The sequence below is a fragment of the Reichenbachiella agarivorans genome, assembly GCF_025502585.1.
Classification (GTDB): domain Bacteria; phylum Bacteroidota; class Bacteroidia; order Cytophagales; family Cyclobacteriaceae; genus Reichenbachiella; species Reichenbachiella agarivorans.
The window spans coordinates 740,406-753,816 of the sequence record NZ_CP106679.1 but is presented as its reverse complement, the minus strand read 5'-3'; the positions used below and the strand labels follow the sequence as shown (position 1 = coordinate 753,816).

Genomic DNA, 13,411 nt, shown 5'->3' with positions numbered 1-13,411 from the left:
CATGGGTGATCATAGGTTAGACTTCTTACTTTTGACCTTAGACTTCCGACTTCTTTCTTCCTCCTTTTTCTACTACATTTGTTGCGTCTCAAAATCAATAAACTGCTTGAACTTCGTCGTTAATTGTAGGATTGTCATGGTGCTTTTGATCTGCTGGTCTGCTCTGCCTGTCATGAGTCAATCTATGGGCTTGACGGGAAAGGTTGTGGAGGCGGGTAGTTTGGAGCCTGTGCCATTTGCACATGTGTTTTTGAAGGGCACACAAGTCGGTACATCGACGAACATGGACGGTGAGTTTTCATTGAATATCAAGGCCAATACTTTGCCATCCGATACTTTGGTAATTACTTCGTTGGGTTTTTTAACTCAACGGATCAAAGTAAGGAATGGAGATGAGGTAGAGGTGCAATTGGTGACCGAATCACGCATGATGGACGATTTGGTCGTCAAGGCAGGTGTCAATCCTGCCTATGCAGTGATGGATCAGATCGTCCGGCGCAAGAAGCAAAATAATCCAGACCAATTGGATAATTATAGTTGTGAGGAATACGCCAAGATTCGTTTTGATCTCAATCATCTGACCGAAAAGGTCAAGAACAACATCATCCTCAAGCCCTTTGATTACATCTGGGACAATACGGACACGACCTCTGACGGGGTCAGCTACCTGCCTGTACTGTTGGTAGAGAAGCAGTCTGAGCATTACTACCGACAGTCACCCAAGAAGCAGAAAAGTGTGGTTCTTGCCAAAAATGTCACGGGTCTACCAGGACCTAAAATCTTGGAATTTGTGGAGGAATTGTATTTTACCCCCAACGTCTACGATGATTTTGTCGTGATCTTGGACAAGAACTTTCCGAGTCCTCTCAACAGCAACTACAAGTTTCACTATGAGTATTATCTGGATAGCTCGATGAGTGCCGTCGGTAAGGAGTATCAGCTGAGTTTCCAACCCAAACAGAAGCGGGAGCTGGCTTTTGTGGGAGAGATGAAGGTGGATTCAGCCAGTTATGCGGTCAAGTCCATCTCGCTGCGCTTTGATATCATGGCCAATGTCAACTTTGTGAGGAGCTATCTGGTAGAGCAGCAGTATCAAAACGTAGATGGTCAGCACTGGATGTTGACTAGTTCATATGTGTTGGGGGACTATACCGTGATTGAAAATTCGTCAGATTTGACAGGTTTTTTTGGAAGGAAAAATGCCACTTTCAGCCATTATGTGATCAATGATGCGCCGTTTAAACCCATCTATGAAGGAGTTGCTGTGGTCGTGGAGTCCGATGGTGCAATGAACCATGACGAAAATTACTGGGCAGGTATCAGACAAGATACACTCAATGTCAAGGAGGAAGGTATCCGACAGATGGTGGATCAGCTCGAAACCGATCCGGATTTTATATTGCGAAAAAACATCGCTTTGGGGATAGCGACGGGATATGTGCCATGGAACAAATTTGAGATTGGTGACTTTTATACTTTTTATAGCAACAACTATGTAGAAGATTCTCGTCTCAAATTTGGGTTTAGAACCCACCAAAATTGGAGCTTCCCACTGTCTGCTTCCATCTATGGAGCCTATGGTTTCAGAGATGAAAAGTGGAAATATGGGCTGCAAACTGCCCTGCGTCTTGACAAAGCCAATAAAATGAGAATGGGCCTTGGTGTCAAAGATGATATCATACAACTCGGCCGTAGCATCAATGCCTTACCGATCGACCATGTATTGACGTCTTTTGTGCAGATTGGCAATTCGGTGTCTCGTGTTTACGAGCAGCGATATGATGCCTATTTCGAGCGAGTGCTGGGCACAGGCTTGATCGCTCGAGCCAACTACTTTCGTGTCCAGTTGAGCCCTACCGACACAGTTAGTTTTAGGGAGCGAAACGAAGGGCAGCTGATTGAACAGTCTAATTATACTGCCAGTGGCATAGACTTAACAGTGAAATTCAACTCCCAAAACAAGGATATCAATGGAGACTTTTATTCCAGAACTGATCTCAAGAAGGTTTTTAGGCGCTATCCAGATATAGCGCTGCAATGGCAGTATTCTGGGCAGGAGTTCGGGGCAGATGTGACCTATCATAAGTTGACAGGACAGATGAGTCAATACCTGAGGACGAGAAAGTGGGGCTATTTCAAATATGCTGTAGAAGCAGGGTTGACAGAAGGTTCGGTTCCTTACTTGTTTATGAATACACCATTTAGCAACCAGTTGGTACTCTATGATGACATGGCATTCAACCTGATGCATTATTTGGAGTATGTGGCGGATCGCTATGTCACTGCCAACGTCCAGCAGCATTTTGATGGATTGATCATGGATCGTATCCCTTTGGTCAATCGACTCAAATGGCGAAGCTTTGTTTTTGCGAAGGGTTATTGGGGACAATTGTCTGATCTAAACAAGGGAGATCAATACTTATTGCCTAGCCAAACTTCACGCCTGACCCAACCTTATTATGAAGTGGGTTTTGGTCTGGAAAATATATTCAAAATTGCTCGAATTGATTTTGTATGGAGATTGAATGATACGACCCTTCCGGATAGTTACAATTTCATTGTCAAGCCCTCATTTCGTTTTTCCTTTTAACCTGCTTTCGATTATAAAATGCCATAATGCATGCAAGAGGAGAAGTTTTTTGTCTCAATACAAACTACTCAATGTTTTGCACTGGTTGCCAAGGGTAGTAGCACACTCACTTTGGTGCCTTTGCCTAATTCTGATTCAAACTCCAATTTTCCTTTGTGTTCGACAATGAAATTATAAGTCAAAGAAAGACCAAGGCCAGTGCCTTTACCTTGTTCTTTGGTGGTGAAGAAGGGGACAGTGATTTTTGTTAGGTTTTCTTTGCTGATCCCAATGCCATTGTCTGAAATTTCGATCAAAAGTTCCTGAGCTATTTTGGAAGTCTTGATGATCAAAACGCCTTCGTTTTCCATGGCATGAATAGCATTGTGGAGGATGTTGACAAATATCTGGTGGAGTTTTCCTGAATTACCCCGCAGTTCAAAATCTTGTTCGCAGTATTCTTTTTTGATAACAATTTTTCCTTTTAGTTCATTTTTTAGCAACAGGATGCAGTTTTCCAAGATTACATGAATTTCACAGGGTTCGTCAAAGGTGTCTTTGGTACGGCTAAAGTGTTTCAAGCCTTTGACGATATTGACAGCTCTATCAGCACCGATTTTGATACTCTCAAGCAATCTCATGAGCGTATCGTCATTCTTGAATTCTTCAGAATTCATGAGGACTTTTTCTAATCCGCGATAGCCTCCTAGTATGAAATTGAGAGGGTTGTTGATTTCATGTGCGACTCCTGCAGTCAGAATCCCCAAAGAGGCCATTTTTTCTTTTTGGATCAGCTGAGATTGTGCATCTTTGAGGTTTTTCATGGTGCTCAGTAGCTCTGCATTGGAGGTACTCAGTTCAGAAGTTCTTTTTTCTACCAAGTCTTCTAGGTTGTGGCGATAGTCGGCCAGTTCCTTGGCTATTTTCTTTTTTTCTGTGATATCACGCAATACACACTGGATGTATTGTTCACCATCTAGTACGATCGGGTTGATACTGACGGATACGTCAAAGGGTTCTCCTGTAGGACGCAGATGCTGCCAGTCAAAAACCTGTGATTTGCCCATTTCCAGCTCTGCGAAAATCTCTTGTGCCTTTTGAGTCGAAGGAACACCGTCGGGTTGTATTTCTGGACTATACTCATGAGGTTCTTTGCCGATCAAATAGTCTGGCTGGCATTGGAACATTTTGAAGGCCATGGTGTTGCTGTCGTGGAATTTTCTGTCTTTGAAGATCACGATGGCATCATTGGAGGACTCAAATAACACTTTGTAGTTAGCTTCATGATCCGCCAATTTGGAGGCTTGTTTCTTGAAATTCTTGTTGAGATCTACATTTTGCTCTATTTGAGACTCGAGGTTGAATTCTAATTCCTTTTGAGTGGTCATGTCGATCAAAATACCTGCCATTCGGATTGCTTGACCATTTTTGTCATACTCGACAATTTTCCCTCTGTTTTGTACCCAAACCCATGATCCATTTTTGTGTTTGATTCGCTGAACTACCTCCAAAACCTGTGTTTTGCCTTCGGTGTGCCTTCTAAGAGCTTCTCGAGAGGTTCGTTGATCATATGGATGGATAAGTTTTTCCCAAACCTCAATTTTGATAGGAATCAGTTCACTAGCCTTATAACCTATTATTTCAAACCAAGAATCATTCACAGTAAACTCTAAATTTATAAGGTCCAGTTCCCATAGCCCTACTTTGGTCGAATCTATCGCTAAACGCAAACGTTCTTCGTTCTCTTTAATTAGGGCATTGCTTTGGATTTGGATAATGGAGTAGAATACAAAGGCGAAAATCACTGGAATGAGTGCCCCCAAAATATCTTCGACCTCTTCATAATCTGAGAACAACGAAAGATAATATAACAGTAGAAAAGCCAACAAACCAAAGAAAAGAACCAGTTGTACTTCCTTGACTTTTCTGCGCTGGGTAAGCAAAAGGATGGTGGCAAATAGTATGCAGACTATGGAAAAGCCATCAATCAATTCTTTCATACTCATTTACTCTTTTCGACTAGAGGTTGTTGGGTGATCTTCCATGTCCATATCAATACAGAGAGCGAACTGGCAGCATAGGATAAGTGTTCGAGTAGGTCAAACAAGGTAGGGAATAGAAAGCCTTCAACCACAGTACAAATACATGCCGCCAAAAGGCACAAAAAACTGGTGTACATATAGACCCAATATGGAAAGAGGTTGAGTTTGCTCCCATAGGCAATAGAAAATGCAAGTACGATGCTACAGATCAAGAGCATTACGATTTCATTTTGATAGATCATAGCTTTGTGTTGGATTAGTTGGTTTTGTTATTATTTGAAATATAACAATAAGGCAGATTTTTCGGTATTGAATGATAGAATATTTTACTCAAGGTACGTGGACAATTTTTTATTCATTAACTGACGATACGGAAAAGAAAAAAACTCACTACTAGGAATTTTTATGAATATCACCTCACAGTTAAGGGTTTGCATCTCGTCGTAGAGAATTTTGTGTCCAAGTTTTTAGGGAGCAACCACCAATTTGATTTTTTCTGAATATTCTTTTGTGCTGATCATCACAAGATAAACTCCTTTTCTTAACCCTTGGGTATCAAGCGTGACGTTTTGGACGTACCCTTCTTTTTGTTTCATGACTTCATTGCCTTGAAGATCGTACATGGCAATGGTTTTCTCTAGATCGTCAGGATGTCTGAAAGTAATGGTTATTTCTGGGGTTGTGGTGCTGACGGGATTGGGGCCATATAGCAACCGTGCGGTAAGGTTACTAGGTTCGCTATTTTGAACCTCTCCATTGAAATATTTTTCTACTGTTTCGAAAGCATGGTGACCGATTTGGTACCCGATCAATCTGCCCGCTATGTCATCTACGGGAGGGTGTATCCCACCCCATATTCGTGACAGACTACACTGGTCTGATGCATCTTGGTATTTTGCCCATTGCAGGGTGACGTCTTCACTCGGGCCAGTTTCGAAAACCAAAAACTTGTTTTTCTCCGCATGGAATTCTCCCATGCCTCCGGGGAAATACTCACTCCCTGTGAGTAAACCGAACAACTCTGCTGCAGTTCTGGAAAAGGTCGAATGTCCCGATACATAACCTGCAAAGGGGGGAGTGACGAAAGAGGGGCGCTGATAGGGTTGCCAGCGTGTAGCCAATATCCAGTCCACATTTTTGGATTCCAGCGAACCTTCATAATATCTATTTGGGATTTTCCAGGCTTTGATTTTGAGTTGGTTTTCAAAATTTTGGTACTCATTGATAGGGTCATCAGCTTGTATGATTTCTACTTGACCAGGAATCAATGGAAGTCCTGCTGGGTGATAGTTGGGTAGCGATGAGTCGCTGCTTTGACCTCTTTCGGCCATGGAGCGAATCGCCGAGACAGGACGTATGTAATCATAGTAACCTTTGATCCCCCATGCAGCTATCGCAGCATCATGCATGGCTCCACCTAGTGCCATGTAAGATTTGACATTCCATTCTAGTGCATCCATCTTTTCTCCCTGTCCTTTGTATTTTCTTTCGAATGCTGGGTGGTCGTTGATGTAGTTGAGCAAGACAAACCAATGACCAGGAGGAGTTTCAGAATCTGGCCCATCTGCCCAAAACTCAGCCAAGACTCGGGTGTAATCAGATCGTCGTACCCATTGTGGTTCGTAGGGTAATCCTGTGATCGGATTGAGCGTGTAGCCCTGACTGATGTCTCCACCATTTTCAAAATCATAAAACGACGGGTAATCCTTGACTGACCGAGGCAATTCATCAAAGGGGATATTGCCTATCGAATTGGGAGAGATATCCCAAAGGGTATCATCCTGAGTGTCGTGATGAGAGGACCATTGTGCTACCAGACCAAACCCCCATTGATAGTCTTGCTTCTCTTCCTTTTCGGGAGACAAATGGATATAGGCAGGCTCGCTCGGATCAAAATAAACGAGATAATCATGACCATTCCTGCGTTTGATGGTTAGTTGGTCTTTCGTCAAGGAGAATGGAACGACTTGTCCCCATTCTGCCCCTACGAATTTGGGGGTACTGGCTCCCTCGCTGATGCCAGATTGCCCAACAAAGTCTTCAAAACTCAAGGGTTGCCATCGGTTAGGATCTGTGATGTGATTGCTGCCATAGGCATCAGGGTACATGGCTGTATTGACGGGTTGATAAAATCGGCAAGCATAGTCATTAGCCTCATTGGAGCCATCGCTGAGGCCAAAGGCAATGATTTCTTCGGCAATGTAATTACCCAATTCCACTGGGTCGGTTTGGTAATTTGCAGTGCTGTAATTTTCTGTATCCTGAAACGAGTGTTCAAGCTGTGTGTCAAATCGAAATTTTAAATCCCTAAAACCTGGAGAATCTCTGAACCGATGAGTGAGCAACCGATGAGCAGCAAAACTGATGGCAATCTCTTGCGCATCTTTCTTACTCATGCCTTGTGGGATTTGTGCTCCTTCAAAGGGTACGTAGTATCCTCGATGGTCTTTGCCAAGAAAGTAGGTAGAAACCCCAGTTTCATAGGAGGCCCAGGCGTCGTACATGGCAGCAGAAATGTGAAACAAATTTCTGGCATGGACAGTAGGTCTTGCCTTGTCTTTGCGGATAGCTTCCAATATGAGTTCATTCCAATCACGAGCGACGGATTGAGAAAAGACTGGTGTGACACAGCAGCAAAAAATGAGAAGTACTAAAAACTGCTTGGTTTTCATTGGGTGAAGATAAAATCTAGATCTCAACTTTAAAAATGGAATCGAGAGTGCCTGATACAACTAAATTCGATAAACTTTCGGAAAGTTTATAACTTTCCGAAAGTTATGAAAATACCTTTTTTCGATCTCAAAAGACAAAGTGCATCCCTTCGTGGGGAACTACAATCTGCCATGCAGCAAGTCATGGACTCTGGGCTTTTCATCCGAGGAGAAAAAGTAGCACGTTTTGAAGATCAGTGGGCAAAGGCACTGGGAGTGGAACATTGTGTTGCATTGGGAAACGGCACGGATGCGCTGTATGTCGTGCTCAAGGCACTGGGAGTAAAAACAGGTGACGAGGTAATTGTTCCTGCTGTTTCTTGGGTGTCGACTGCTTCGGTCGTGATGCAATTGGGCGCCAAAGTGGTCTGTGTAGATGTCGATGAGCAAGGCCTGATAGATGTCAAGAAGGTGGAAGAAAAAATAAATCCAAGGACGAAAGCCATTGTTCCAGTTCATTTGTTTGGTCAGATGGCAGATATGATTGCTTTGAGAGCAATATGTGACCATCATCAGCTTTTGTTGGTAGAGGATGCAGCGCAAGCACATCTGTCAAGTATTGGTGGGAAATATCCTGGTACTACGTCTGATGCAGCGACTTTTAGTTTTTATCCCACCAAGAACCTTGGTGCTTTTGGAGATGCTGGAGTGATAGTGACACGCAATGCTGTCTTGGCGCAGCAGTGCAGAATGCTTGCCAATCAAGGAGGCCTAGCCCGCAATGAGCATCGCGTGCTGGGAATCACCAGTCGCATGGATGAGTTACAGGCGGCAATGCTTTTGGTCAAGCTACCATACCTCGATCAGTGGAATGAGCGTCGCAGAGCCATCGCCACACAATACAACCAGCAACTCACAGAATTGGCCGAGATTCTGTTGCCCATAGAGATAGGAGGAAATTATCATACATACCACCAATATGTAATCCGATCCAAGTGGAGGGAGCCTCTGCGTGAGTACCTGCAATCTGAGGGTGTTTCCACAGATGTGCACTACCCTGTGGCTCTTCCTTTTTTGCCGATATTGCGTGACTTGGGATATACGAAAGAGGAGTTTCCAGTTGCTTACCTAGCCAGTCAAGAGATGCTGTCTCTGCCTATATTTCCAGAATTGAGCGATGAGGAGGTTCAATATGTCTGTGATAGGATCAAAAAGTTTGTGGAAGGCAATGTGCTGACTGCCATCCAATGATCGCTTCCAAATACCTTTCTCAAATCTGACATCTAGTATGTATTTTTGCCATTCATGCATAAAACTTTAGTTACCGGAGGAGCCGGATTTATTGGGAGTCATGTGGCTCGACAACTGTGGGCGATGAAGCACCATGTGGTGATTTTAGATGATCTCAGTGGTGGATTGCTAGAAAACATACCCACAGGAGTGGATTTTGTCAAAGGGAGTATTTTGGATCATCAATTACTCGCGGAGTTGTTTGAGAAGTATCAATTTGACTATGTCTATCATTTGGCTGCCTATGCTGCGGAGGGATTGAGTCATTTTATCAAGCGATTCAATTATCAAAACAACCTGACGGGAAGTGTCAATTTGCTCAATGAATGCATCAAGCATGAAGTTAAATGCTTTGTCTTCGTATCATCGATTGCAGTATATGGTTCACAACAGACACCGATGACTGAGGATATGATCCCTCAACCTGAGGATCCGTACGGGATAGCCAAATATGCCTTTGAAATGGAATTGAAAGCTTCAAAGGAGATGTTTGGACAAGATTATATCATTTTCAGACCTCACAATGTATATGGTGAAAATCAAAATCTGAATGACCCTTATCGAAACGTTCTAGGGATTTTCATGAATCAAATTCTAAATGGTGAGCCCTTGACGATCTATGGTGATGGCAGCCAGACTCGTGCTTTTAGTTACATAGATGAGGTGGCACCAGTCATCGCTCGGTCTGTAGAAAATCCTAGCGCATATGGTGAGATATTCAACATTGGTTCAGATCATACTTGCTCCGTGCGAGATTTGGCGCAGATGATTCAGGTAGCTTTTGATTCTCAAGCCACAATTCATTTTTTGGATGAAAGGAAAGAGGTGCACCATGCTTTTTGTGCTCATGACAAACTCAAAGCGTATTTTGCACCCGTTTCATCAGTATCATTACAAGAAGGAATTGTGCGTATGGCAGGGTGGGCGAAAAAAGCAGAAAGGAAGGCCAGTTACAAGTTTGATGAGATTGAAATTTATAAGAATTTACCCTCCAATTGGAAACTAGACTAAGCATGCCCAAACGAGTACTTTTTCTCACACCTTATCCACAGGATACCGCTGGTTCTCAGCGATTCCGATTCGAACAGTACATTGCTTATTTGGAGGAGCAAGGAATTGTCGTAGATCGCCAGAGTTTCATCGATGAGCAGACTTGGAAGATTCTTTATCTGCCTGGCCATACGTTGCAGAAGTTTGTAGGGATAATCAAAGGCTTTGCCAGACGAAAGTGGATGCTCTTGCGTGCTATACAATACGATTATGTCTTTGTTCATCGAGAAGCAGCTCCTCTTGGGCCTCCCGTTTTCGAGTGGTTCTTGGCCAAAATATTGAGTAGGAAGCTGATCTATGATTTTGACGATGCGATCTGGAAGGAAAACACAACTGGAGCGAATTCTCTAGCAGCCAAGATGAAATGGGCTAGTAAGGTTGCTTCTATATGTAAGTGGAGTTATAAGGTGAGTGCAGGCAACGAGTTTTTGGCAACCTATGCTCGACAATTCAATGATCATGTCTTCGTGAATCCAACGACACTCGATACAGCATACCTGCACCTACCCGATCATTCATCTACTAAAACCAATGTCACGGTAGGTTGGACGGGTACTCACTCAACGCTCAAGTATCTTGATTTGATAGAAGAGGTTGTCAATGAGTTGCAACAAGAGTTACCTTTTGAATTTTTGATTATTGCTGATCAACGTCCTGACTCTGGGATTCAGGGTTTTCAATATTTGCCTTGGGATAAGGAAAGTGAAGTTGCGGATCTGAATCGTATTGATATTGGCGTAATGCCACTCGAAATGGATGAATGGGCCAAAGGAAAATGTGGTTTCAAAGCACTGCAATTTATGGCTTTGGAACGACCCGTGTTAGTGACGCCTATTGGAGTCAATGCTGAAATTGTAGAACATGGAGTCTCAGGCTATCATTGTCAAAGTCGAGAAGAATGGAAACAACAACTGAAAGTACTGATTCAGGATGAGTCACTCCGTCAGCAAATGGGGATCCGAGGACGAGAGAAAGTGGTTGCAGATTTTTCAGTCTGCTCCAACAAGGATAATTTCTTGAGGTTGTTTAGTTAGTTATCTAGTTGACTGGTTTGCTCATCTTCTATTTTTTAAACTGATCCAATCCTGATTTATACTTTGTAACCACTCCAACAATCTCAATACTCACTACTCAAATCTCAATACTGTTACAATTCTTTCAGGTAATTACTGGCAGTCTTATAGGATCGATCGCCACGATTGGCTAGTTTTTTGACTCTTTTGAAATAGACCTTGGCTTCTTTTTTATTGCCTCTGTCCAATGCAATCTCACCTAGGTTCAAGACGGAGTAGATATAGTAGCCCATTTCTTGCGCATCAATTTGATCACCGTATTCGATGCATTTTTTGTAATATTTTTCGGCTTCATCGGTTTTCCTTCTCGCAGAATATATTTCTCCCAAGAAGAAAGCAGCGTAGCGACCGCTGTTGGCCTCATAGCCCATATAGGCGCTGTCTATTTTGTTGATGACGTCTTTGCAGATCATCTCGCAGGTGATGTACTGACGATTGGTATAGAGGAGGCGGGCATAATACCGCTCAAAGTAGGCATTGTTGGGGAAGGTCTTGTGTAGGTACTCTGAGGTAAACAAGGCATTGGCCTTGTCATTGAGGTCGTTGGCATAGATTCTCATGAGGAAGTATTGTGCCTCGGTGCGGGTATAAAACGCGTTGTTGGCAGCATTCTTTAGCTGTTGTACACCTAGCTCTTTGTCCCCTTTGTCAAAGAACATAATGAGGGGTTTCAGCATAGGATAATTTTCCCTGATCCACTCGATGTAGTAGTTGTACAATCCATCCCCAAAAAGAATTTCAGGACTGAACTCTTCTTTGCCACGACACTCTTCGAGGTAGTTCATGGCGTTGTTTGCTGCGGAGGCTGCTTTCGTCCATGACTTTCGTTCTGCATAGAGTCTCCCTTTGAATGCATAAGCTGCCGATAGCACAAATGCGCCTTCTATTTTGCTCCCCTTAGCATAGATGTTTTCGGCCGTCATGATGGCAGAGTCCATGTACATCAAGAATTGATGGTCATATTGTTCGTTTGGGATGTTGGGCATGATGCGCCACCATTGGCTCAGTCCCAATAGGAAATAAGGCAGAGGGTGCCAAGGGTATTTGTTTCTGATGGAGCGAAACTGAGCATCAGCTCGCTTGAAATCAAAATTGTACATACTGTTGATCCCTGCGGTGGTTTCAATCTGCATGTTGAGGTCTGTGAGTAGTACGGGGATGCTGTCAAGTTTTTGGGCTTTCCCAGAGAGGGATAGAAGCATGCAGCTGGTTAAAATGAATAAAAGTTTTTTCATAAGTACGAAACGACCAATTCAAAAATAATACCGTTTTGCGGATTGTTGTCTACTATACGAACGAATTTTGAATCTCGAACTTTGAATTCCCTTCCTCAACTTTAAAACGCGAAATTTATACTATCAATCCCCAATGATCTACCTTTGCGCCTCATCTAAGAAGAGATACTGTGAAGACAAAAGGCAGAAGAAAGGAAAAAGTGAATATTGTGACGTTGGGGTGCGCTAAAAATATAGTGGATTCGGAGGTCATATTGACACAACTCAAAGGCAACGATATCGATGCGGTGCATGAGTCCAAAAAGAACGATGCGACGACTGTCATCATCAATACTTGTGGTTTTATCGAAAATGCCAAACAAGAATCGATCGATACAATCTTGAATTTCGTGGATGCCAAAAATCAAGGCTTGATCGAAAAAGTCTACGTCACAGGTTGTCTTTCTCACAGATACAAAGATGATTTGCGCAAGGAAATCCCAGACGTAGATGATTATTTCGGCACGACGAGTTTGAAGGAACTGTTGGCGAAGTTTAAGGCAGACTACAAGCACGAATTGCTGGGAGAGCGAATTTCGACTTCTGATACCCACTATGCTCACCTCAAGATTGCAGAGGGTTGTGACAGACCCTGTTCGTTTTGTGCGATTCCTTTGATGAGAGGAAAACACATCTCCAGACCTATGGAAGAGCTTGTATCCGAAGCACAGAATTTGGTAAGAAACGGTGCAAAAGAACTACTACTCATCGCTCAGGATTCTACCTACTACGGATTGGATCTTTACAAGAAAAGAAACCTCGCAGAACTGATGGACAAGCTTTCTGATGTGGAAGGGTTGGATTGGATGAGGTTGCACTATGCATTCCCGACGGGATTCCCAATGGATGTACTAGATGTGATGAAGGCCAAGCCTAATATCTGTAACTACCTAGACATCCCGCTCCAGCATGGATCGACCAAGATCCTGAAACTGATGCGCAGAGGTACCGACAGAGAAAAAACACAAATACTGCTGGACGAAATCCGAAACAAAATTCCAGACATAGCTATTCGTACAACTTTGATCGCGGGTCATCCTGGAGAGACTGAGGAGGATTTTGAGGAGATGATGAGGTTCGTAGAAAGAAGTCAGTTTGACCGATTGGGTGTGTTTGCCTACTCGCATGAGGAAGACACCCACTCAGGCACGATGAATGATGATGTGCCAGAGGAAGTCAAAAACGAACGTGTGGACATGCTGATGGAACTTCAAGAAGGCATCTCTCTCTCCAAGAACGAGAAGAAAATTGGAAAGACCTTCAAGACACTGATCGATCGCAAGGACGGAGAGTATTTCGTCGGACGTACCCAATACGACTCACCAGAGGTGGACAATGAAGTCTTGGTCCTGGCAGAGGACAATTATCTCAGAATCGGTGATTTCGTAGATGTGGAGATCACAGATGCAGAGCCATTTGATCTATACGGCAGACCTTTGTTTAAGAAGGGGTGATTAAGGAT

9 protein-coding genes are annotated in these 13,411 nt (G+C 43.3%); 5 read left to right on the top strand and 4 right to left on the bottom strand.

Going from position 1 to position 13,411, the window contains the following annotated elements:
- Positions 1-136: 136 nt before the first annotated feature.
- The gene (locus N6H18_RS03045; RefSeq protein WP_262310363.1) at positions 137-2,590 is read left to right on the top strand and encodes a DUF5686 and carboxypeptidase-like regulatory domain-containing protein; all 2,454 of its coding nucleotides are present in this window, start codon (positions 137-139) and stop codon (positions 2,588-2,590) included.
- 68 nt (positions 2,591-2,658) lie between these two features.
- Here the strand turns inward: N6H18_RS03045 and N6H18_RS03040 are convergent, their stop codons facing one another.
- From N6H18_RS03040 to N6H18_RS03030, 3 genes are all read right to left on the bottom strand, one after another.
- A complete protein-coding gene (locus N6H18_RS03040; protein WP_262310362.1) occupies positions 2,659-4,569 on the bottom strand; it encodes a PAS domain-containing sensor histidine kinase in 1,911 nt (636 codons plus the stop codon).
- A gap of 2 nt (positions 4,570-4,571) precedes the next feature.
- Complete coding sequence (locus N6H18_RS03035) at positions 4,572-4,853, bottom strand: hypothetical protein (protein WP_262310361.1); 282 nt, start codon at positions 4,851-4,853, stop codon at positions 4,572-4,574.
- Between the two features lie 225 nt (positions 4,854-5,078).
- Positions 5,079-7,283 (bottom strand): T9SS type A sorting domain-containing protein, encoded by a 2,205-nt coding sequence (locus N6H18_RS03030; RefSeq protein WP_262310360.1) that lies wholly within the window; start codon positions 7,281-7,283, stop codon positions 5,079-5,081.
- 105 nt (positions 7,284-7,388) lie between these two features.
- Here N6H18_RS03030 and N6H18_RS03025 point away from each other — a divergent pair, with 105 nt between their 5' ends.
- Genes N6H18_RS03025 through N6H18_RS03015 form a run of 3 tightly spaced genes read left to right on the top strand, consistent with a single transcriptional unit; the run spans position 7,389 to position 10,636 of the window.
- Positions 7,389-8,513: a DegT/DnrJ/EryC1/StrS family aminotransferase gene (locus N6H18_RS03025; protein WP_262310359.1), complete on the top strand. Its 1,125-nt coding sequence runs from the start codon at positions 7,389-7,391 to the stop codon at positions 8,511-8,513.
- Positions 8,514-8,567: 54 nt separating this feature from the next.
- A complete protein-coding gene (locus tag N6H18_RS03020) occupies positions 8,568-9,563 on the top strand; it encodes an NAD-dependent epimerase/dehydratase family protein (RefSeq protein WP_262310358.1) in 996 nt (331 codons plus the stop codon).
- Between the two features lie 2 nt (positions 9,564-9,565).
- Positions 9,566-10,636, top strand: coding sequence for a glycosyltransferase family 4 protein (locus N6H18_RS03015; RefSeq protein WP_262310357.1), 1,071 nt, complete (start codon positions 9,566-9,568; stop codon positions 10,634-10,636).
- Between the two features lie 113 nt (positions 10,637-10,749).
- Here the strand turns inward: N6H18_RS03015 and N6H18_RS03010 are convergent, their stop codons facing one another.
- Positions 10,750-11,877: a tetratricopeptide repeat protein gene (locus tag N6H18_RS03010; RefSeq protein ID WP_262310356.1), complete on the bottom strand. Its 1,128-nt coding sequence runs from the start codon at positions 11,875-11,877 to the stop codon at positions 10,750-10,752.
- A gap of 203 nt (positions 11,878-12,080) precedes the next feature.
- Between N6H18_RS03010 and rimO the strand changes: the two genes are divergently transcribed.
- Positions 12,081-13,403 carry a 30S ribosomal protein S12 methylthiotransferase RimO gene (rimO, locus tag N6H18_RS03005; RefSeq protein ID WP_262310355.1) on the top strand — a complete coding sequence of 441 codons (1,323 nt, stop codon included), beginning with the start codon at positions 12,081-12,083 and terminating at the stop codon, positions 13,401-13,403.
- Positions 13,404-13,411: the final 8 nt, after the last annotated feature.